The sequence below is a fragment of the Mycetocola tolaasinivorans genome (genome assembly GCF_003667565.1).
Classification (GTDB): domain Bacteria; phylum Actinomycetota; class Actinomycetes; order Actinomycetales; family Microbacteriaceae; genus Mycetocola; species Mycetocola tolaasinivorans.
This window is the reverse complement of sequence record NZ_RCUX01000003.1, coordinates 359,739-382,137: the sequence shown is the minus strand read 5'-3', so window position 1 is coordinate 382,137 and position 22,399 is coordinate 359,739. Positions and strand designations below refer to the sequence as shown.

Below are 22,399 nucleotides of genomic sequence, written 5' to 3'. Positions count from 1 at the left end.
ATGCCCGCCCGTTCTAGGGCTGTGAACCTCACTATCCTGTCTAGCGGCCACCGGCACCGCCCCGCCCGGTCGTTGCGCGAATCGGCAGCGTCCCTGCGCGAAGTGACCGTTCGGTGTGCGCTGGAGGTGGCACCCGCTAGTCGCGTAGCGCCCGAAACAGGGCCGACTCCGAACCGAAGCCGGTCGCGTGGGCAACCTCGGCCATGCTCAGCGCGGGGTTTGCGAGCCGCAGCGCGCGGGCTTCGCGCACGCGTACGCCGCGCACGATGCCGCTGACGGTCTCGCCGCGGCGGGTGAACTCGGCCTGCAGGGTGCGGGGCGCGACCCCGAGACGCCGCGCGATCTCCGCCGTGCGCAGTGCCTGCGAGTGATACTCGACGGTGATCAGCTCGATCGCGCGGGCATACGGATCACGCGAGTCGGGAGCATCGCCGCTGATCATGCGCACCAGCGAGCGGGTGACCTCCTCGGCGATCAGGCGCAGTGGGGCGGTGTGCGCGGCCTGCTCGGGATCCACCGCGAACAGCCCCGTCGTAAACGCGAGGATCGGAGCGATGAGCGAGGGATCCAGCGGTGGAACGCAGTCGCTCTGTGCGGCGGCCGGGATGTCCGCCACCAGCCCCGCGGGGAGGCTGATGTAGAGCACCTCATTATCGGTGTCCAGTACGTCGATCCAGAGCGGCTCGGTACCCGGGGGAACGTAGTAGAGCCCCGGCTCGCGGGCGAGCACCACGCCGTCCGTGCGAATGCTCATCCGGCCGCCCAGAATGACGATGATCGCCGCGCGGTCCACCGACTGGGAGTCCCGCGGCCACTCCATCCGAATGGCGGGCATTGCGACGCGCACAAAGCTCAGCTGCGGAAACTGGGCGAGACGCAGCCGAAGCGGTGCGTTGTCATCCAGCTCATGCAGCACAATGTTTGCCGCACGCAGGTAGTTGGCCAGCGCGGTGTTGGCCGCGAGAGCCCGCGAGCCGTGCACGGTCAGACGAGCGGCGAAGAAATCCAGCTCATCAAACGTGCGGGCCCACGCCTCACGCCGACCCGACACGCACGCCCCCGTCGGTGGCCCGCGCCGCCGCGATCACCGCGAGGACCCGCTCGCGCATCGCGTTCGAACGCTCGGTGAAACCGCGCTGGGCGCGCACGTACTCGGCCTTGCCCGCATCGGTTTCGATGGCTACGGCCGCATGCCCGTAGGAGGACACGTCATACGGCGAGGCCTGCATGTCCAGGGTGCGGATATCCCGAGCCAACTCAAACGCGTCGAGCAGCAGTTCGCCCGGCACGAGCGGGCCAAGCTTCGCGATCCACTTGTACAGGTCCATCCCGGCGTGTAGGCACCCGGCCTGCTCCATCTCCGGCTGGTTTTCACGGGTGAGGGAGAGCCGGTTGAGCGGCTCGGCCTCCGGGGTAAAGAACCGGTAGGCGTCAAAGTGTGAGCAGCCCACCCGGTGAGACTCCACCACGGCGTCGGTTTCGGCAGGGGTGAGGCGCAGCGGCACGGCCGAGTGGCGAATCTCCTCGGGATCCTGCTTATAAACCATGGCCCACTCGTGCAGCCCGAAGCAGTCGAAGCGCGCGGCGCGCTCCTGCGTGCGGGTCAGCAGGAACTCGACAAAGTCGATCAGGCGCGCGCGATCACGCAGCAGTGAGGCGGTGTCCACCGTGATCGAGCCATCCCCGAGGCGCACATAGCGGGTGGGGAGCTCGCGATTCTCGGGCCACTCGATCGACACGCCCACGCCCGGATGCCAGCGACGCAGGATGCTCGGCTTGATCGGGTAGTAGGTGAACAGGAAGTCCTCGATCGCGTGCTTTTCGCCGCTCTGCCTGCGCGCACGCCACCCCTCGGTGAGGGCATCCGCGCGCAGCTCATGAGCGCGCTCGCGCTCGGTCTGCGCGCCGGGAGCGAGGCGCGCCGGTGCGGAGGCATCGAAAACGGTGGGCATCCCTCGAGTCTACGCCGCCACCGGGGGCATAGCGCGCGCGATGCCGGGGGAGTGGACGATGTTCCACCGCGCCTGGCCGGGTGTGCGCTGCGAGAGATGCCGCGCGGTGCTAGGGTAGAAACGTTGTACACCAGTCAACCTTTAAGATCGTCCAGAGAGGCGAAGAAGGGAGGCCTCATGAGTGCACGAATCGTGCTCCAGCAGGCTGACATTTCCCGGGCGCTTACCCGTATCGCACACGAGATCCTCGAATCCAACCGTGGCGCGGGTGACCTCGTTCTGCTCGGTATTCCCACCCGCGGCGTGTACCTCGCAGCCCGCCTCGCGGCGCTGCTTGAGGAGTTCTCCGGGCAGGAGGTTCCGGTCGGTTCGCTCGATATCACCATGTATCGCGACGACCTGGGCCGCATCCCGACGCGCTCGCCTCGCCCCACCAGCATTCCCGCCGGCGGCATCGATGGCAAGACCGTGATCCTCGCCGATGACGTGCTCTACTCGGGCCGTACCATCCGCGCCGCCCTCGACGCCCTCGGCGACATCGGTCGTCCCCGCGCCGTGCGCCTGGCCACCCTGGTCGATCGCGGCCACCGCGAACTGCCCATCCGGCCCGACTTCGTGGGCAAGAACCTGCCCAGCTCGAAGTCCGAGCGGATCAACGTCGAGCTCGTCGAGATTGACGGCGAAGACCGCGTGACCATCGGGGAGACCCTCTAGTGCGTCACCTCCTGGACACCCGCACCCTCTCCCGCGCCGATGCCCTCAACATCCTGGATGTCGCCGAGGACATGGCCGACACCCAGCTGCGCGAGGTCAAGAAGCTGCCCACGCTGCGCGGCAAGACAGTGGTGAACCTCTTCTTCGAGGACTCCACCCGCACGCGCATCTCGTTCGAGGCCGCGGCCAAGCGCCTGAGCGCCGACGTCATCAACTTCTCCGCCAAGGGCTCCTCGGTCTCCAAGGGCGAAAGCCTGAAGGACACCGCCCAGACCCTCGCCGCAATCGGTGCCGACGCCGTGGTCATCCGTCACGGGGCCTCCGGGGCTCCGCACACCCTGGCCGCCTCCGGCTGGATCGACGCGGGCATCCTGAACGCCGGCGACGGCACCCACGAACACCCCACCCAGGCGCTGCTGGACGCCTTCACCATGCGCCGCCGCATCCACGGTGCCGGTGCCTCCCGCGGCCGCGACCTCGACGGCGTGCACGTCGTGATCGTCGGCGACATCCTGCACTCGCGGGTTGCGCGCTCAAACGTCTGGCTGCTCGCTAGCCTCGGCGCGCAGGTCACCCTAGTGGCGCCTCCCACGCTTCTCCCGGTGGGAATCGAGGGCTGGCCGGCCACCGTTTCCTACGATCTGGACGTCGTCCTGGCCGAAAACCCGGACGTCGTGATGATGCTGCGCATCCAGGGTGAGCGCATGCACGACGCATTCTTCCCCAATAGTCGAGAATATTCCCGGCGTTGGGGGCTGGACGATGAGCGTCTGGCCCGCCTCACAGGCGATAGCATTGTGATGCACCCCGGTCCGATGAACCGCGGCCTGGAGATCTCCTCCGGCGCCGCAGACTCGCCGCGTTCGACGGTGCTTGAGCAGGTGTCGAGCGGTGTGTCCGTCCGGATGGCCGCCCTGTACCTGCTGCTCTCGGGAGAACGCGAGGACCAGCGATGATCACCCCCACTCCCACTACTTCGAAGGACACCGCCGTGCAGAACGAGACCTACCTGATCCGTGGCGCGCGCCTGTCCTCCGGCGACACCACCGACCTCATCCTGGAAAACGGCGTCATCGCCGAACTCGGTATCGGCCTGAGCCGCGCCGGTGCCACCACGGTCGAGGCCGAGGGCCTGATCGCACTGCCCGGACTGGTAGACCTGCATACCCACCTCCGCGAGCCCGGCTTCGAGCACAGCGAGACCGTCCTGACCGGCACCCGCGCCGCCGCCTCCGGTGGCTACACCACGGTGTTTGCGATGGCCAACACCTCCCCGGTGGCCGACACCGCCGGCGTGGTGGAGCAGGAGCTCTCCCTCGGCGAGCAGGCCGGATACGCCCGCGTCCAGCCGATCGGTGCGGTCACCGTGGGCCTCGCCGGCGAGCGTCTCGCCGAGCTGGGTGCGATGGCCGAGTCGCGTGCCAAGGTGCGCGTCTTCTCGGACGACGGCCTCTGCGTCTCCGACCCGCAGCTCATGCGCCGCGCGCTCGAATATGTCAAGGCGTTCGACGGCGTCATCGCCCAGCACGCCCAGGACCCCAAGCTCACCCCCGGCGCACAGATGAACGAGGGTTCGGTCTCGGCCGAGCTGGGACTGACCGGCTGGCCGGCCATGGCCGAGGAGTCGATCATCGCCCGCGACGTTCTGATCGCCGAGCACGTGGGTTCACGCCTGCACATCTGCCACCTCTCCACCGCCGGTTCGGTCGAGGTGATCCGCTGGGCCAAGGCCCGCGGCATCAACGTCACCGCCGAGGTCACCCCGCACCACCTGCTGCTCACCGAGGAGCTCGTGCGCTCCTACGATGCGCGCTACAAGGTCAACCCGCCGCTGCGCCGCGCGGAAGACGTGCTGGCACTGCGCGAAGCCCTGGCCGATGGAACCATCGACATCGTCGCCACCGACCACGCACCGCACCCGGCCGAGGCCAAGGAGTGCGCGTGGGCCGAGGCCGCCAACGGCATGGTGGGCCTCGAATCCGCGCTCAGCGTGGTGCACGAGTCCATGGTTGAGACCGGCCTGATCGGCTGGGTCGACGTCGAGCGCGTCATGTCCCGCACCCCCGCCCAGATCGGCCGCATCTCCGGCCAGGGCCTCGCGATTGCGGTGGGCAACCCCGCCGAGATCACCCTCTACGACCCCGCCGCCCGGTCCGACTTCGCCGTCGAAGACCTGCGCGGGCGCTCGATCAACTCCCCATACCTCGGCACCAGCCTTCCCGGCCGGGTCGAGGCCACCTTCCACCGCGGATACGCCACGGTGTTCGGTGGGGAGCTGGTACCGCTCGAAAGAATCCAGGAACTGGTGGCGGCACATGCCTAACCCTCTCGTCCCCACGCTGATCATCATCGCCTTCCTCATCGGCCTGTTTGTGCTGATGTGGCTGGGCTGGCGAAAGCGATCGCGACGAGACGGGGGAATCACCCTGAACAGCGTGATTCCCGATAACCTCACCGAGCTCGCCGCCGCCGACGCGTTCTACGTGGCCTCCACCCGGCCCGGCGCCCCGCTGGAAAGACTCGCCCTGAGCGGCCTGTCCTTCCGCGCCCGCGCCCGGATCACCGTGAATGCGGAGGGAATCCTCCTGGCCGCGCGAGGTGAAACCCCCGTGTTTTTCGCCCCGGACACCGTGTACGGCGCACAGACCGCCACCTGGACGATCGACCGAGTGGTCGAACGCGACGGTCTGATCGTGATCGCCTGGCGCTCACCCGAACAGGACGTAGACAGCTACGTGCGGGTGATTGACCAGACCGACCACGCCAACATTTTGGCCGCGATCGCGAAGATCGCCGCCGCCCCCACTCCCACCCCCACCGAGAGCGAGATTTCAGCATGACCAACACCGCATTCGGCTCCGCCGAACCGGCCGTCCTCGTCCTAGAAGACGGCACCCGCTTTGAGGGTGCCGCCTATGGCAAGACGGGCACCACCCTCGGCGAGGTTGTTTTCACCACCGGCATGTCCGGGTACCAGGAAACCCTGACCGACCCGTCCTACGCCGGTCAGATCGTCGTGATGACCGCCCCGCACATCGGCATCACCGGCGTCAACAAGACCGACATGGAATCGGATCGGATCTGGGTCTCCGGATACGTCGTCCGCGACCCTTCCCGTCGCGTCTCCAACTTCCGCTCGGAGGGCACCCTCGACGACAACCTGGTCGAGGATGACGTCGTCGGAATCTCCGGCATCGACACCCGCGCCCTGACCCGCCACATCCGCTCGGCCGGATCGATGCGCGGCGGAATCTTCTCCGGTGCCGACTACTCGAGCGACGCCGAGGCTCTCGTGGCCGCGGTGAACGCGGGGGAGCAGATGGCCGGCCTCAGCCTCTCGGCCACCGTCTCGACCACCGAGAACTACACCCTGCCCGCCACCACCGAGCGCATTGGCTCGATCGCCGTGCTCGACCTCGGTGTGAAGCGCGCGACCCTCGGCTACCTCGCCGACCAGGGCTTCGACGTCATCGTCGTCCCGCAGAACATCACCCCCGATGGCCTGCTGGCCCTGAAGACCGACGCCTTCTTCTTCTCCAACGGACCCGGCGACCCCGCCGCGGCCTCCGGCCAGGTCGAGGTGCTGCGTGCGGGTCTGCGTGCCGGCCTGCCCTACTTCGGTATCTGCTTCGGCAACCAGCTGCTCGGTCGAGCCCTCGGCTTCGACACCTACAAGCTGCCCTTCGGCCACCGCGGCATCAACCAGCCCGTGCTCGACAAGGCTACCGGCAAGGTCGAGATCACCTCGCAGAACCACGGATTTGCCGTGGACCTGCCCATCGAGGGCTCGCACGAGTCTCCCGAGGGCTTCGGCAAGGTCGAGGTCAGCCACTACAGCCTGAACGACAACGTCGTGGAGGGCCTGCGCTGCCTGGACATCCCGGCCTTCAGCGTTCAGTACCACCCGGAGTCTGCGGCCGGCCCGCACGACGCCCACTATCTTTTTGCACGTTTCCGCGAGGTTGTTCTCGCCGGTAAGGGAGAGTCCAAGTAATGCCCAAGCGCGACGATATTAACTCCGTCCTCGTCATCGGCTCCGGCCCGATCGTTATCGGTCAGGCCTGTGAGTTCGACTACTCCGGCACCCAGGCGTGCCGCGTGCTGCGCGCCGAGGGAATCCGGGTGATCCTGGTCAACTCGAACCCCGCCACGATCATGACCGACCCCGACTTCGCCGACGCCACCTACGTCGAGCCGATCACCCCCGAGGTCATCGAATCGATCATCGCCAAGGAGCGCCCCGACGCCATCCTGCCCACCCTCGGTGGCCAGACCGCGCTGAACGCCGCCATTCAGCTCGACGAGCTGGGCATCCTGGAGAAGTACAACGTCGAGCTGATCGGCGCCAAGATCGAGGCCATCCAGAAGGGTGAGGACCGCCAGCTCTTCAAGGAGCTCGTGATCGAGGCCGGTGCCGACGTCGCCCGCTCGCACATCGCCCACACCGTGGAAGACGCCATCGAGTACGCCAAGGACCTGGGTTACCCCCTGGTTGTGCGTCCGTCCTTCACCATGGGAGGCCTCGGCTCGGGCTTCGCGTACACCGAAGAGGAGCTCATCCGCATCACCACCGACGGTCTGCAGTCGAGCCCGACCACCGAGGTCCTCCTGGAGGAGTCCATCCTCGGCTGGAAGGAGTACGAGCTCGAGCTCATGCGTGACGGCAGCGACAACACCGTTGTGGTCTGCTCGATCGAGAACGTCGACCCCGTGGGTGTGCACACCGGTGACTCCATCACCGTGGCCCCGGCCCTGACCCTCACCGACCGTGAGTACCAGCGCATGCGCGACATCGGTATCGACATCATCCGCTCCGTGGGCGTGGACACCGGTGGCTGCAACGTGCAGTTCGCCATCGACCCCTCCAACGGCCGCATCATCGTCATCGAGATGAACCCGCGTGTCTCCCGCTCCTCGGCCCTGGCCTCGAAGGCCACCGGCTTCCCGATCGCCAAGATCGCCGCGAAGCTCGCCATCGGCTACCGCCTGGACGAGATCCCCAACGACATCACCAAGGTGACCCCGGCGAGCTTCGAGCCGACCCTCGACTACGTCGTGGTCAAGGTTCCCCGCTTCGCATTCGAGAAGTTCCCGGCCGCCGACGCCACCCTGACCACCACCATGAAGTCGGTGGGTGAGGCCATGGCCATCGGCCGCAACTACACCACCGCCCTGCAGAAGGCGCTGCGCTCGCTCGAGAAGCGCGGCTCCTCCTTCCACTGGGGTACCGAGACCCGCTCGGCCGAGGAGCTGCTGACCGTGTCGGCCACCCCGACCGATGGCCGCATCGTCACCCTGCAGCAGGCACTGCGCGCCGGCGCCACCGTGGAGCAGGCCTTCGAGGCCACCGGCATGGACCCCTGGTTCATCGACCAGATCGCCCTGATCAACGACGTCGCCGACTTCGTTGCCGGTGCGGACGAGCTGACCGAGTCCGTCCTGGCCCAGGCCAAGGACCACGGCTTCAGCGACGCCCAGATCGCCGAGCTGCGCGGCCTCACCGAGGCCGAGGTTCGCGGAATCCGCCACGGTTTCGGTCTGCGCCCGGTCTTCAAGACCGTCGACACCTGCGCCGGCGAATTCCCCGCCCTCACCCCGTACCACTACTCGAGCTACGACTTCGAGACCGAGGTGGCACCGTCCGACCGCAAGAAGGTTGTGATCCTCGGATCCGGCCCGAACCGCATCGGCCAGGGTGTGGAGTTTGACTACTCCTGCGTACACTCCTCCTTCGCGCTGCACGATGCTGGTTTTGAAACCATCATGATCAACTGCAACCCCGAGACCGTGTCCACCGACTACGACACCTCGGACCGCCTGTACTTCGAGCCGCTGACCCTTGAGGATGTCCTCGAGGTCATCCACGCCGAGAGCCAGTCCGGCGAGCTCGTGGGTGTCGTCGTGCAGCTCGGCGGCCAGACCGCGCTGGGCCTCGCCCAGGGTCTCAAGGACGCCGGTGTACCGATCCTCGGCACCACCCCGGAGAACATCGACCTCGCCGAGCAGCGTGGCGAGTTCGCCCGCATCCTCGACGAGGGTGGCCTGCTGGCTCCCCGTAACGGCATCGCCCACAACGTGGAGGAGGCCATCGAGGTCGCCGAGAACATCGGCTACCCGGTGCTCGTGCGCCCGAGCTTCGTGCTCGGTGGCCGTGGCATGGAAATCGTCTACTCGACCGACGCCGTGCGCGACTACTTCGTGCGCCAGGAGGGCCAGGCCCTCATCGGCCCCGACCACCCCCTGCTGGTGGACCGCTTCCTCGACGACGCGATCGAGATCGATGTGGACGCTCTCTACGACGGCAATCGCCTCTACATCGGTGGCGTCATGGAGCACCTCGAGGAGGCCGGTATCCACTCTGGTGACTCGTGCTGCACCCTGCCCCCGGTGACCCTGGGCCGCGCCCAGATCGACCGCGTCCGCGAGGCCACCGAAGCCATCGCCAAGGGCGTGGGCGTCCGCGGCCTGCTGAACGTTCAGTTCGCCATCAGCGCCGGTATCCTCTATGTCCTCGAGGCAAACCCCCGCGCCTCGCGCACCGTACCTTTCGTCTCCAAGGCGCTCGGTATCCCGCTGGCAAAGGCCGCCTCGCTGCTCATGGTGGGCAAGACCATCGATGAGCTGGTCGAGGAGGGCATGCTGCCCGAGGTCGACGGCTCGCGCGTTCCGCTGGACTCCCCGGTCGCCGTGAAGGAGGCCGTGCTGCCCTTCAAGCGCTTCCGCACCAAGGAGGGCAAGGTCGTGGACTCCCTGCTCGGCCCGGAGATGCGCTCGACCGGTGAGGTCATGGGTATCGACCGCGACTTCCCGCGTGCCTTCGCCAAGAGCCAGGCCGCTGCCTCCAGCGCCATTCCGCTGAGCGGCACCGTGTTCGTCTCGGTGACCGATGAGGACAAGCGTGCGATCGTGCTGCCCGCCCTGCGCCTGCAGGAGCTCGGCTACGAGCTGCTCGCCACCGAGGGAACCGCCGAGATCCTGGTCCGCAACGGCATCCAGGCCCGCACCGTGCGCAAGCACAGCGAGGGCTCGGTAGACGGCGACCCCACCATCGTGGACCTGATCAACGCCCGCAAGATCGACGTTGTGATCAACACCCCCTCCGGTTCCAGCGCCCGCGCCGACGGCTACGAGATCCGCGCCGCCACGGTGGCCGCGGACAAGCCGCTGTTCACCACCATCGCCGAGCTGTCCGCCGCGGTGTCCTCGATCGAGGCCATCCGCAACGGCTTCGAGGTGCGTTCGCTGCAGGACTACGCGATCGATCGCGCCGAGCGCCTCGCGGCCTCGGCTCCGGCCTCCGCGTGAGCGCGGCCGTGACCCCCGGTGGCGAGGGTAACCTCGCCGCCGGGGGCTTCGGCCAGCGTCTGGCGGATGTGTTCGCCAGCCGCGGCCGCCTGTGCGTCGGCATCGACCCGCACTCGTTCCTCCTGGAGCAGTGGGGCCTCGCCGACAGCGCCGCGGGCGTGCGTGAGTTCGGCCTGCGGGTGGTCGAGGCCACCGTGCAGGGTGGTGCCGGCATCGTCAAGCCGCAGGTCGCGTTTTTCGAGCGCTTCGGGTCCGCCGGCTACGCGGCTCTTGAGGAGGTCATTCAGACCGCGCGTTCCGCGGGCATTCTGGTGATCGCCGACTGCAAGCGCGGAGACGTCGGCACCTCGGTTGAGGCCTACGGTCAGTCGTGGATGGCCGAGGGCTCACCGCTCGAATCCGATGCGATGACCATTAGTGCATTCCAGGGTGTCGGATCGATTTCGAAGCCCATGGAACTCGCCCGCGAGCGCGGTAAGGGCCTCTTCGTGCTGGCCGCCACCTCGAACCCCGAGGGGCGCGCGATCCAGCGCGCCCGCGTGGGGGATGACGGACCGCGCGTCTCCCGGCAGATCGTGGATGAGGTTGCAGCCTGGAACGCCGCCGAGAGCGGCCCTTATGGCGGTGTGGGCCTCGTTGTGGGCGCCACCCTGAACCTCGCCGACTTTGACCTCGCCTTTGATGTGGCCCCCGAGCCCGCACTTCCGATCCTCGCCCCGGGGTTCGGAGCGCAGGGCGCACGCCTCGCCGACACCCGCGCCATCTATGGACCGCTGGCACCCGGTGTGATTGTTTCGGCGTCGCGCAGCGTTCTTGGTGCTGGACCAGGTAACATCACGGGAGCAATTGTTTCTATGACCCAGGAAATCGCCGTGGAGTATGACCGTGCCTAGTACGACCCCGCATCGGCCTCGCCGAGTAGCCCACCGCTCGAACGTGGTACCCGCATGAGCGCCGCCGAGAACGCCGCGGTCACCCGCGACCTGCCCGAGGTAGACCGCGTCGCGGCCTCCCGTGCGGCCGTTGCCGCGCGTCGTGCCCGCGCCGCGGTCAAGGCGGAGATCGCGGCCGGTGCCCGTCGCCCGCTCGACGTGCTCGCGCGCGCCACCGAGGAGACCGAGGGTGTCGAGGGGCGCCTGCGCATCACCGACTTCCTGCTGGCGATTCCGGCCATTGGCCGCACCAAGCTCGGCCGCATCCTGGAGGAGCTGAGCATTTCCCCGGCAAAGCGCCTGGGCGGCCTCGGCCGTCACCAGCGCGTGCGCCTGGAGGAGTTCCTGCACGCCCGCGAGTCGATCGGACGCCACCCGGTGAGCCGTCTGCTCGTGATCGCCGGCCCCACCGCCGTCGGTAAGGGCACCGTGGTGCGCCACATTCGCGAAAACTACCCGCAGGTTCAGTTGTCAATTTCGGCCACGACCCGCGACCCGCGTCCGGGCGAAACCCACGGTGTGGACTACTACTTCGTGGACAACGCCGAGTTCGACTCGCTGATCGAGCGCGGCGAACTCCTCGAATACGCCACCGTGCACGGCACCCACCGCTACGGCACCCCGCGCGGCCCGGTACGCGAGGCCCTGTCTCGCGGCACCAGCGTGATCCTGGAGATCGACATTCAGGGCGCACGCCTCGTGAAGGCCGCCATGCCCGAGGCTGCACTGGTGTTTTTGCAGCCGCCGAGCTGGGACGAACTGGTGCGCCGACTGACCGGTCGAGGCACCGAATCCGCGGAGGAACAGGCGCGCCGGCTCGAGACCGCCCGCACCGAATTAGCCGCGGCGGACGAGTTCGATTATCAAATTGTCAACGGTGAAGTCGCCGAAGCGGCGGCCGAGGTCGTAGACTTGATTCAGCTTCGCGGTGTCGCCGCGCGCTGATCCGCGCCCGCCGCACCGTTCACCACCGCGCTAACCCCGCGTAAACCACACGAGGAGTGTGAACCACATGGTTGAAAAGCCCAAGGGAATTATCGATCCGTCGATCGACGACCTGCTCACCAAGGTCGAGTCCAAGTACGCTCTGGTGATCTTCGCCTCCAAGCGCGCCCGCCAGATCAACGACTACTACACCGATCTGCACGAGGGCTCGCTGTTTGACAACGTTGGTCCGCTGGTTGACTCCACCATGGAGGACAAGCCGCTGTCGATCGCGATGCACGAGATCAACGAGGACAAGCTCACGATCAAGCCGATCGCCGAGTAATCACCTCCCAATGACCTCCGCGCTCAACATTGTTGTCGGGGTAACGGGCGGCATCGCTGCGTATAAGGCAGTCGGTGTCGTCCGTTTGTTGGTTCGTGCGGGGCACCGTGTTCAGGTCATCGCGACCGAGCACGCGCTGAACTTCGTGGGTGCACCCACCTGGGAGGCAATCTCGCGCCAGCCGCTGGCCACCGATCTGTACACCGACGTGTCCGAGGTGCGCCACGTGGCCCTGGGCCAGCGTGCCGACCTCGTGATCATCGCTCCGGCCACCGCCAACACCCTCGCAAAGCTGGCTGCAGGCATCGCGGATGACCTCCTGGGCAACACCATTCTGGCGACCCGTGCGCCCGTGCTGGTGGCCCCGGCGATGCACACCGAGATGTGGCAGAACCCGGCGACGGTCGCCAACATCGCGACCCTGCGCGAGCGTGGGATTCACATCGTGGGCCCCGAGAGCGGTCAGCTGACCGGCACCGACAGCGGCCCCGGCCGGATGAGCGAACCGGAGGACATCGTGGACGCCGGGCTCGGCCTCGTGCCCGATGCCGCCGGTGACCTGCGCGGAAAGCGCATCCTGATCACCGCGGGCGGCACCCGCGAACCCCTGGACCCGGTGCGGTACCTGGGTAATCGCTCGAGTGGTAAGCAGGGCATCGCGCTGGCCACCGCCGCGCACCTGCGCGGCGCGGAGGTGGAACTCATCACCGCGAGCGTTGATGAGACCCTGCCGAACCACGTGCCCGGCCACGGCGTGCAGACCGCCGCCGAGCTTCAGCGCGCGGTGCACGAGGCGCTGCCGCGGGTGGACATCGTGATCATGGCCGCCGCCGTGGCGGATTACCGCCCGGTGCAGGTCAGCGAAACAAAGATCAAAAAGGAGGAGCGTGGAGACACGCTCACCCTCGAGCTCGAAAAGAACCCGGACATCCTGGCGGGCCTGCCGGCGCTGTCTCGTCCCGAGCAGATCATCGTTGGATTTGCCGCCGAAACCTCGCGTGACCGGGAACACCTGCTCGAGCTTGGCCGAGCCAAGCTCGCGCGCAAGGGCTGTGACTTCCTCTGCCTGAACGCCGTGGGCTGGAACGACGGCTTCGGCGCCGACCGTAACACGGTCATCATTCTGGATGCCACCGGCACTATAGTTGGTGAGGCCTCCGGTACGAAGCGTGAGGTGGCCGATGCCATCCTCACCGCCGTCACCGCCGGCTAACATCCACTCGCGATTTTTATAGTCTCGCAGCACCTTTGAGGAGTACCACCATGACCGATTTGCGCCTGTTTACCTCCGAATCCGTGACCGAGGGTCACCCGGACAAGATCTGTGACCAGATCTCCGACTCCATCCTGGACGCCCTCATCACCGAGGATCCCACCGCCCGCGTGGCCGTGGAAACCCTCGTCACCACCGGCCTGGTTCAGGTCGCCGGTGAGGTCACCACCTCCGCCTACGTGGAGATTCCCGCCATCGTCCGCGACGTCATTCTGGGAATCGGCTACAACAGCTCCGAGACCGGCTTTGACGGCGCCTCCTGCGGCGTGAACGTCTCTATCGGCGCGCAGTCTCCGGACATCGCCCAGGGCGTCGACACCGCATTCGAAACCCGCGAGGGCACCAGTGCCGACGCACTCGACCTGCAGGGTGCCGGCGACCAGGGCATCATGTTCGGTTTCGCCACCACCGAAACCCCGCAGTACATGCCGCTGCCCAGCTGGATCTCGCACCGCCTCGCCGAGCGCCTCTCCGAGGTGCGCAAGAGCGGCGAGCTCGACTACCTGCGCCCCGACGGTAAGACCCAGGTCACCATCGGCTACGAGGGCATCATCCCGCGCACCGTCGAGACCGTTGTGCTCTCGACCCAGCACCGCGACGAGGTCACCACCGAGCGTCTGCGCCGCGAGGTGGAGGCCCTGGTCATCGACCCGGTGCTCGCCGAACTCGACCTCGACACCTCGGGTCGCAACACCCTGATCAACCCCACCGGTCGTTTTGTGATCGGTGGCCCGATGGGCGATGCCGGCCTCACCGGCCGCAAGATCATCATCGACACCTACGGCGGAGCCTCCCGCCACGGTGGTGGTGCGTTCTCGGGTAAGGACCCGTCGAAGGTGGACCGCTCGGCCGCCTACGCGATGCGCTGGGTCGCGAAGAACGCCGTGGCCGCCGGCTTCGCCGAGAAGCTTGAGGTTCAGGTTGCCTACGCCATCGGTAAGGCGGCACCCGTGGGTCTGTACGTTGAGACCTTCGGCACCAACACCATCCCCGAGGAGCGCATCGTTTCGGCGATCCGCGACGTCTTTGACCTGCGCCCCGGCGCGATCGTGCGTGACCTCGACCTGCTGCGCCCGATCTACCGCCAGACCGCGGCCTACGGTCACTTCGGCCGCGAGCTCCCGGACTTCACCTGGGAGAAGCTTGACCGGGTCAGCGACCTGCGAAGCGCCGCCGGAATCTAAATGACCTCGGCCAGCATCGCCAGGGTGCTGATCGACTCGCCCCTGCCCCAACTCGACCACCCGTTCGACTTCCGGATTCCGCCGGAACTCGCGGGGGTCGCGCTGCCCGGCGTGCGGGTCGTGGTGCCCTGGCGATCGCTGAAGAACGGTGCGGCCGGCTACATCGTCGAGGTCACGAGTGACGCGGAGTTCTCCGGGAAGCTCAGTGACCTTGGCGAGGTCGTGTCACCCGCGCGGGTGCTCACCCCCGAGGTGTGGGCGCTCGCGCGGCGCGCCGCCGACCGCGCCGCTGGTTCAGCCAACGGGATTCTCCGGTTGGCGATTCCTGGCCGCCAGGTGCGGGTGGAGCGCGCGTGGATCGCCGAGCATGAGGAGCGCGGCGCCGACGTGGCACCGGAAACCCCGCAGGTGAGTGCCGTGCCGATCACCGGGTACCCGGACACTCTGGCGGCTGCCCTGGCCGCGCACGAGCGCATCGCGCTGGATGCCCTGCCGGGTGTGCTGCCCGGCCCGCAGGAGGCTCCCGTGGGACGCTGGGCCATTACCCTGGCCGAGGCGGCGCTGGATCGCTATGCGGCGGGGGAGAGCGCGATCCTCGTGGTACCCGACTATCGGGATCTCGATCAGCTCCTGCTCGCCCTCGAGGACCGCGTACCGATCGTCGACATTCTGCGGATGGATGCGAAGCAGCCGAACCCCGACCGCTACCGCGCCTTTCTCGCGGCGCTCGAACCGCGCCCGCGGATCATCATCGGCAATCGCTCGGCGGTTTACGCGCCGGCTCACAACCTGGGGCTGATCGCCCTCTGGAACGACGGCGATCCGCTGCACGCCGAGCCGCTCGCTCCCTATGTGCACGCCCGGGACGCGGCGCTCATTCGTCAGGAGCAGTCCGGTGCCGCGCTGGTGTTTGCCTCGCACTCGCGCAGCGTCGAAACGCAGCGCCTCGTGGAGATGGGCTTTGTGCGGCCGCTGGATCCCCAGCCGCGCCAGCGCCCCAAGATCATCGTGACCGAGCAGCAGGACCAGGGGGAGGGCCCGGCCGCCGCCGTGCGCATCCCCTCCGCCGCCTGGCGTACCATCGCCGAGTCTGTGAAGGAGGGGCCGGTGCTGGTGCAGGTGGCGCGCCCGGGATACGCCCCGATGCTCTCCTGCAAGCGCTGCGGTGACGCCGCCCGCTGTACCGCCTGCCATGGCCCGCTCGGGATTCCCGCGCGTGGTGCCGCCCCCGCCTGTACGCTCTGTGGGCACCTGGCCGCCGGATGGGTCTGCGCGACCTGCGAGGGCACCGAGTTTCGCCTGGTGACCCGCGGAACCGGACGCACCGCCGAGGAGCTCGGCCGCGCGTTTCCCGCCACCACGGTGATCGTGGCCGACGGGGAGAAGACCGTGCTGACGGTGCCCGATCGCCCCGCCCTGATCGTGGCCACCCGCGGTGCCGAACCCATCGCTCACGGCGGATATCGCGCCGTGCTCCTGCTGGATGGCGACCGCATGCTCGCCGCCGAATCCCTGAGCATTGCCTCGGACTGCCTGCGCTGGTGGTCGCACGCGGCGGCCCTCGCCGCCCCCGGTGCCACCGTGCTGCTGGTGGGCGTGGGTGGGGAGCTCGCGCGCGCGTTTGCGACCTGGAATCAGGCGGAGTTTGCGAGCGCCGAGCTCATCGACCGCAAGGCCCTGCGTTTTCCTCCGGCCGTACGCCTCGCGACGATCACCGGGCAGGATGACGCGATCCGCGATGTCCTCACGAGCCTTCAGGGCCTGCCTCCCGGAGACATCCTGGGGCCCGTCCCGGTGATTCAGGAGGAGACGGGGCGGCCCAGCGGGGAGTCTCGCGCTGTGGTGCGATTCGACTTTGCCGCGGGCACCCGGGTGGCCACCGAGCTGCGCGCCGCGGTGATCGAGTACGCGACAAAACGCCGTGCCCCGCGCGCGGGTGCGCGTCCGGCCCGCCCGGCCCCTACACTTAAGGTTCGGTTTGATGACCCGGAGATCCGCCTGTAGCGGCCCCGCATCACACCCCGCAGCGCAACTAGACCAGGAGTTTCAACCGTGAAGATCATTTTCGCCGGCACCCCCGAGGTGGCCCTGCCGAGCCTTGAGGCTCTGCTCGCGGGCCCACACGAGGTGGTGCACGTCGTGACGCGGCCGGATGCTCCGCTGGGCCGCAAGCGCGTGCTCACCCCCTCGCCCGTGGCGGCCCGCGCCGAGGAGGCCGGCGTGCCGACCACCCGCGCCGCGCGGCTCGGTGGCGAAACCGGTGAGGCCCTGGCCGCGATCGAGGCCGACCTCGGCGTCGTTGTGGCCTTTGGCGGTCTCATTCGCGAACCCCTGCTCTCCTCCCCGAAGCACGGCTGGATCAACCTGCACTTCTCGAAGCTGCCCGCCTGGCGCGGGGCCGCGCCCGTGCAGCACGCGCTGATCAACGGTGACACCGAAATCGGCACCGATATTTTCCGTCTCGTTGCCGAGCTGGATGCGGGGGAGATCATCGCGAGCGAAACGCACGCGGTGGCCCCCGACATCACCGCGGGCGAGCTCCTTGCCGCGCTGGCCGAGAGCGGTGCCGCGCTGCTGGCACGCACCGTGGACGCCATCGCCGGCGGCAGCGCCGTCTCCGCCGTGCAGGTGGGGGAGCCCTCCTTCGCCGGCAAGCTCGGCCTGGAGGACGCCTTCCTCGCCTTCGATGCACCCGCAGCCTCGATCTACGGCCGCTACCGCGGCGTGACCCCGGAGCCCGGTGCCTTCACCCTGGTGGACGGCGCGCGCTTCAAGATTCTGCGTGCTGCCCGCGCCGACCTGGCCGCCCAGCCGGAACCGATCGCGCTGGCCGCGGGCGAGATTCGCCTGGTGGGCAAGCGCGTGCTCGTAGGGTGCGCCGATGGCGCGCTTGAGCTCGTTCGGGTTCAGCCCGCGGGCAAGCAGGCCATGGATGCCGGCTCCTGGTGGCGCGGCCTTGGCGCGAGCCCAACGCCCCGGGCCGCGCTTACCACCGACACTTCTGCAACTTCTACCGAGGGGGAAACCCGATGAGCGAGTACGACGGACGCCCAGGCGGCACCCCCGAGGGCCGTGGCCCCGAGCGACGCGGCCCCCGCGGTAACGGCCCCGCCCGCCGTGGACCGGGAAGCGGATCACCCGAGCGCTCGGGCAACGGTAGCGGCGACCGCCGCGGTTCCGCGGGCGAACGCTCTGGCAACGGTGAGCGCCGCGCACCCCGCGGTGGCGGTCAGCGTCGCCCCGGCCATGCCCCGTCACGGGATGATCGCGCCGGGGACGCCGTCCAGCCCGCCCGCCGGGTGGCCTACGACGTGATCGTGGCCGTGCGCGCCGATGACGCGTACGCCAACCTGCTGCTGCCCACCGCGATCCGCCGGGCCGCGCTGTCCTCCGCGGACGCGGGCCTCGCCACCGAGCTCTGCTACGGCAGCCTGCGCCTGCGCGGCTACTACGACCGCGTGATCGAGCTGGCCGCCAACCGCGCCGCCGATCAGATCGACCCCGAAATCCTCGACGTCCTACGCCTCGGCGTCCACCAGATCCTCGGCACCCGCGTGGCCGCGCACGCGGCCGTGAACGAGTCGGTGTCGCTGGCCCGCGAGGTGGGATCGCGCTCCTCCACCGGTTTTGTGAACGGCGTGCTGCGCGCGATCACCCGTGCCGAGCCCGAGGAGTGGCGCGAGCGCGTCGCGGCCTCGGCAAAGACCGAGGATGAGCGCCTGAGCCTGCTGCACTCGCACCCCGAGTGGATCGTGCGCTCGCTGCGTCAGTCGCTGCGTGCCGAGGGCCGCGGCGACGAGCTCGAGGCCGCCCTCGCGGCCGACAACGAGGCCCCGAAGGTGACCTACATCGCCCTGCCCGAGCGGGCCGAGCGCCCGGCCGTGGCCGAGGCATCCGCCTACTCTCCGCTCGCGTTTACGCTCGGCGGGGGAGACCCCGAGGCCGTGATTCGCGCGGCGAGCGGCCTGATTCGCGTGCAGGATGAGGGCTCGCAGCTCGCGGCCCTCGCACTGAGCCGTGCCCGGGCGATTGAGCCCGGTGAGGCCTGGAGCGACCTGTGTGCCGGCCCCGGTGGCAAGGCCGTACTGCTCGCGGCGGAGGCCCTGAACTCGGGTGCGACGCTGCTGGCCAACGAGGTGGTCCCGGCCCGCGCGGAGCTCGTGCGCCGCGCGCTGGCGGTACTGCCCGAGGAGGTCGAGGTCAGCCGTTCGGATGCCCGCGACTGGGGCGAGCGACACCCACAGGCCTTCACCCGCACGCTGGTGGACGCGCCCTGCACCGGCCTCGGCGCGCTGCGTCGCCGGCCCGAGGCGCGCTGGCGCAAGACCCCGAAGGACCTTGCCGAGCTCGGCGTGATCCAGCTCGATCTCGTGCACTCGGCGGTTGCCGGCACCGCGCCCGGCGGGCTGCTCGCCTACGTGACCTGCTCGCCGCACATCGCCGAGACCCGCGGTGTCGTGACCGAGATTCTGCGCCGTCACCCGCACGTTACCCTGCTCGACACCCAGGCGATCCTGGCCGAAATCACCGAGAGCCCGCTGGATCTCGGCGAAGGCCTGATCGTGGGCGAGGGCTCCACCGTGCAGCTCTGGCCGCACCGCCACGGCACCGACGCGATGTTCATCGCGCTGCTGCGGGTGGGGGAGCGGGCGAGCTAGCGTTCGGGCCCCGGCGCGGAGAAAGCACGCGCAAACTGTTCCGGGTCGATTAACTAGGTAAGGTTAGGCTATGCTTAACCGTCCCCCGTTATTTGACCCGGAAGCTACCGTGCCAATTTCTCGTACACTCTCCGCGTGGAGCGCCGCCGGCGTGTCCCTCGCACTGATCGCCGGCGGGGTGGGTGCCGTCCCGGCACTCGCCGCACCCGACGACATCACCCCCGTTTCCACCGCCACCCTCGAGTGGGGGGTCAACGCGGTTTCCCAGGGCACCAGCAACAGCGGTGCCTGCTCGTACTTTGTCGCCGGCATCGCCAACGGCACCGACGCCGACTATCGCTCGGTGGAGGGCAACGTGACCCTCCTCAAGCGCGGTGCCAGCGATGAGGCGCTCCGGGTCACCCGCGAGAACCGCTGCCTGCCGATGATGGGGGAGGACTCCCGTCAGCGCGCGCTGTTTACCGCCGGAACCGGGCAGTACAACGCCACCACCGGTGAAGCGCACATCGCCTGGACCGGTGCCTTCACCGTGTACTCCTACGGCGGCCTGGTGCCCTGGTACGTCAAGGATCCGGTACTCGATGTTGATGCCGCCGGTCACGGTGTGATCCGGGCAACCCTCGGCGGTTCGGCCGGAGACCCGGGCGGATCGGGCGCGATCACCCCGCTGACTCCGGTGAAGAACGCGACCATCCTTGAGCTGGACAACGTCAGCATCGCGGGCAATACGATCACCTCGACCCCGCGCTATGCGGGCGTCGACTACTTCCCGCTCAACGACCCCAAGAACCCGGCCTCCGGTCGCAGTGCCACCTCGGCGATTTCGCCCGCCACCAAAGCTGGAAATCCCACCGGGTGGGGTGCCTGGCCCACCGACATGGTGGACTTCCACTACCGCTCGGGTCTGACCACCTACTGGCACTCCAGTGGTGGATCGGGCGATGCGAAGAAGGTCCCCTACGGCGTGACGCTGCACCTCGCCGGCGGGCTGCCCGACTATGCGGACATCCAGCCGATTCGTATCACCCAGCAGCCGCGTGACGTGCAGGCGCTCACCGGCGACACCGTGACGCTGACGGCCGCCGCGACCACCAACGTCCCGATGACCTACCGGTGGCAGTCCGCCCCGAGCTGGCTGGGACCCTGGACCGACCTTGAGGGGGCTACCGAGCCGACCCTCGTGCTCCCCGATCTCAAGAAGGGGAACAAGACGTCCTATCGCCTGCAGGTGAGCGCCGGTAAGCTCACCGCCAATACGCGCGAAGCGACCGTGGAGGTGCAGGATCCCGTGGCCCCGGTCGAAGACCTCACGCCCCGGGAGCGCGTGGTCTATGCCGGCCAACGTGCGTTCGTTACCTCGGGCTTCTCGGGATACCCGACGCCCACCTACACCCCGCAGCTCAGCCGTGATGGTGGTGCCACCTGGGTCAACGTCCTTCCCGGCGATGGTCTGCTCGATTCGCGCGCGATGATCGTCGAGGCCGTGCCCGCCGACTGGGATGGCACGCGCTACCGCACCATCGCAAGCAACGGCGTCGGGCCGGGAGTTGCGAGCAGCGTGGGTGGGTTCACGGTACTGCCGGTTCCGGCTACCCCGACCCTGCGCCTGAACGTGGAGTCGCACCCGGTCGGTTCGACCTTTGACGTCACCAAGCTTCACAACATCGACGTGGTTGGTGCGGGCTTTGGTGCCCCCACCGGCGAGCTGGTCTTTGGCATCGTGCCGACGGCCGAGTGGAACGCCCGTGGAGCCGACTACCTCGCCACGAACGCGATCAACCGGGTCGAGATTGGCCCCGGTTGGAACATCACCAACGGCTACTTCGATCGCACCCTTCGCCCCGCGGCGAACTCCCTGACGCCCGGAGTGGACTACTCGGCCGTGCTTCTGAGCGCGACCGCGGGAGATCGCAGCCTGGACGCCGCGATTGCCCTCCCCACCGGCCCGATCACCGCGCCGGTCGTGACGACTCAGCCCAGGAGCGTCGTGGCTCCGGTTACCCCGGCCTCCGGCGCGGCCGAGGCCGTGTTTACCGCGGGGATTACCTCCTCGCCGCTGCCCACGCTGAACTGGCAGCGCAGCGTGAACGGGGGAGCGTGGGTCGACCTCGCGGCCTCCGGCCCGCAGCTGCGCGTGGCGTACACCGCCGCGAACTCCGGCGACCGCTACCGGGTGGCCGCGCGCGTGGGATCCGAGCCCACCGTGTACTCCGAGCCCGCAACCCTGACCGTGGGTAACGCCGCGGCGATCACCGGGCAGCCCGCGGCACCGACCGGCACCGTAAAGGCTGGCGATGAGGTGGCGCTCACCGTTGCTGCCCAGGGAGATGGCCTCACCTACCGCTGGGAGCGCCGTGCGCCCGAGCTGCGCCTGCGCGGCCTGGCATCGCTGTGGTCGGCCATCCCCGGCGCCGATTCCGCCACGCTGCGCTTCACCGCGTCGCAGGCGGATTCCGGAGCGAGCTTCCGCGCCGTCGTGTCCGGCACTGTCCCGGTGCTTCCGGGTGGCGACGAGTTCTCGGTGACCACCGCGCCCGTGCTGATCACCGTGGGTGCGGTCGTGGATCCGGGTACTCCGTCGGAGAAGCCGAGTGAGCAGCCGACCGAGAAGCCCACCGAGAAGCCGACCGAGAAGCCCACCGAGCAGCCGACCGAGAAGCCCACCGAGAAGCCGAGTGAGCAGCCGACCGAGCCGGGTACCCCGACCGATCCGTCGAGCCCGGAAACGAGCCCCACTGAGACGTCGAGCCCCGCTGAGACGTCGGTTCCCGGTGCGACAGCGGAGGGCACCTCATCGGCACAGCCCGGTTCCGACGGGGGTCTCGCCCACACCGGAGCCGCTCCCGTACTGCCGCTTCTGGGAGCAGGTGTGCTGCTCGCGCTGGGTGCACTGATCGCGGCTCGCGCACGCCGTCGCAGCGAGGCGTAACCACCCCGCCTGACCGCGCGATTGAGCCACCGTGCTCGTGTGTGACATCGAAAAACGCATCGCCCCCGGAATCATGATTCCGGGGGCGATGCGTGTTTAGGGTGGCAGCTGAACCAATCCCGAGTGCGGGCTAGGCGAACGCTGATAATTTCCCAAACACCTGTGAGTGTCCCCCAAGAGGA

At 68.5% G+C, this 22,399-nt stretch carries 17 protein-coding genes; 15 read left to right on the top strand and 2 right to left on the bottom strand.

The window, feature by feature from the left end; translation table 11 throughout:
• Positions 1-136 precede the first annotated feature (136 nt).
• Entirely contained in the window at positions 137-1,051 is a 915-nt protein-coding gene (locus D9V32_RS05365) for an AraC family transcriptional regulator (RefSeq protein WP_121647862.1), read from the bottom strand.
• Complete coding sequence (locus D9V32_RS05360; protein ID WP_121647861.1) at positions 1,035-1,952, bottom strand: 3-methyladenine DNA glycosylase; 918 nt, start codon at positions 1,950-1,952, stop codon at positions 1,035-1,037. Before D9V32_RS05360 ends, D9V32_RS05365 begins: the two co-directional genes overlap by 17 nt.
• 177 nt (positions 1,953-2,129) lie before the next feature.
• On the opposite strand from D9V32_RS05360, the gene pyrR reads away from it, so the two are divergent.
• From pyrR to D9V32_RS16565, 15 genes are all read left to right on the top strand, one after another.
• Positions 2,130-2,666, top strand: a complete 537-nt coding sequence (gene pyrR / locus D9V32_RS05355) for a bifunctional pyr operon transcriptional regulator/uracil phosphoribosyltransferase PyrR (protein ID WP_121647860.1) — start codon at positions 2,130-2,132, stop codon at positions 2,664-2,666.
• A complete protein-coding gene (locus tag D9V32_RS05350) occupies positions 2,666-3,622 on the top strand; it encodes an aspartate carbamoyltransferase catalytic subunit (RefSeq protein WP_121647859.1) in 957 nt (318 codons plus the stop codon). Before pyrR ends, D9V32_RS05350 begins: the two co-directional genes overlap by 1 nt.
• A complete protein-coding gene (locus tag D9V32_RS05345; protein WP_121647858.1) occupies positions 3,619-4,989 on the top strand; it encodes a dihydroorotase in 1,371 nt (456 codons plus the stop codon). Before D9V32_RS05350 ends, D9V32_RS05345 begins: the two co-directional genes overlap by 4 nt.
• Complete coding sequence (locus D9V32_RS05340) at positions 4,982-5,506, top strand: PH-like domain-containing protein (RefSeq protein ID WP_121647857.1); 525 nt, start codon at positions 4,982-4,984, stop codon at positions 5,504-5,506. Before D9V32_RS05345 ends, D9V32_RS05340 begins: the two co-directional genes overlap by 8 nt.
• Positions 5,503-6,660, top strand: a complete 1,158-nt coding sequence (gene carA / locus D9V32_RS05335; RefSeq protein ID WP_121647856.1) for a glutamine-hydrolyzing carbamoyl-phosphate synthase small subunit — start codon at positions 5,503-5,505, stop codon at positions 6,658-6,660. Before D9V32_RS05340 ends, carA begins: the two co-directional genes overlap by 4 nt.
• Positions 6,660-9,971 (top strand): carbamoyl-phosphate synthase large subunit, encoded by a 3,312-nt coding sequence (gene carB, locus D9V32_RS05330; protein WP_121647855.1) that lies wholly within the window; start codon positions 6,660-6,662, stop codon positions 9,969-9,971. The genes carA and carB overlap by 1 nt, the downstream gene beginning before the upstream one ends.
• On the top strand, positions 9,968-10,864 hold the full coding sequence (gene pyrF, locus D9V32_RS05325; protein WP_281272124.1) for an orotidine-5'-phosphate decarboxylase: 897 nt from the start codon (positions 9,968-9,970) through the stop codon (positions 10,862-10,864). Before carB ends, pyrF begins: the two co-directional genes overlap by 4 nt.
• A gap of 54 nt (positions 10,865-10,918) precedes the next feature.
• A complete protein-coding gene (gmk, locus tag D9V32_RS05320) occupies positions 10,919-11,848 on the top strand; it encodes a guanylate kinase (protein ID WP_121647854.1) in 930 nt (309 codons plus the stop codon).
• 67 nt (positions 11,849-11,915) lie between these two features.
• The gene (gene rpoZ / locus D9V32_RS05315; RefSeq protein ID WP_030143478.1) at positions 11,916-12,173 is read left to right on the top strand and encodes a DNA-directed RNA polymerase subunit omega; all 258 of its coding nucleotides are present in this window, start codon (positions 11,916-11,918) and stop codon (positions 12,171-12,173) included.
• Between the two features lie 10 nt (positions 12,174-12,183).
• A complete protein-coding gene (gene coaBC / locus D9V32_RS05310; RefSeq protein ID WP_121647853.1) occupies positions 12,184-13,386 on the top strand; it encodes a bifunctional phosphopantothenoylcysteine decarboxylase/phosphopantothenate--cysteine ligase CoaBC in 1,203 nt (400 codons plus the stop codon).
• A 50-nt stretch (positions 13,387-13,436) separates the two neighbouring features.
• Positions 13,437-14,630: a methionine adenosyltransferase gene (metK, locus tag D9V32_RS05305; RefSeq protein ID WP_121647852.1), complete on the top strand. Its 1,194-nt coding sequence runs from the start codon at positions 13,437-13,439 to the stop codon at positions 14,628-14,630.
• On the top strand, positions 14,631-16,634 hold the full coding sequence (locus D9V32_RS05300; protein ID WP_121647851.1) for a primosomal protein N' family DNA-binding protein: 2,004 nt from the start codon (positions 14,631-14,633) through the stop codon (positions 16,632-16,634).
• 48 nt (positions 16,635-16,682) lie between these two features.
• On the top strand, positions 16,683-17,663 hold the full coding sequence (fmt, locus tag D9V32_RS05295; RefSeq protein ID WP_121647850.1) for a methionyl-tRNA formyltransferase: 981 nt from the start codon (positions 16,683-16,685) through the stop codon (positions 17,661-17,663).
• Positions 17,660-19,288: an RsmB/NOP family class I SAM-dependent RNA methyltransferase gene (locus D9V32_RS05290; RefSeq protein WP_121647849.1), complete on the top strand. Its 1,629-nt coding sequence runs from the start codon at positions 17,660-17,662 to the stop codon at positions 19,286-19,288. The genes fmt and D9V32_RS05290 overlap by 4 nt, the downstream gene beginning before the upstream one ends.
• Before the next feature lie 109 nt (positions 19,289-19,397).
• Positions 19,398-22,217: a PT domain-containing protein gene (locus D9V32_RS16565; protein WP_183086186.1), complete on the top strand. Its 2,820-nt coding sequence runs from the start codon at positions 19,398-19,400 to the stop codon at positions 22,215-22,217.
• Positions 22,218-22,399: the final 182 nt, after the last annotated feature.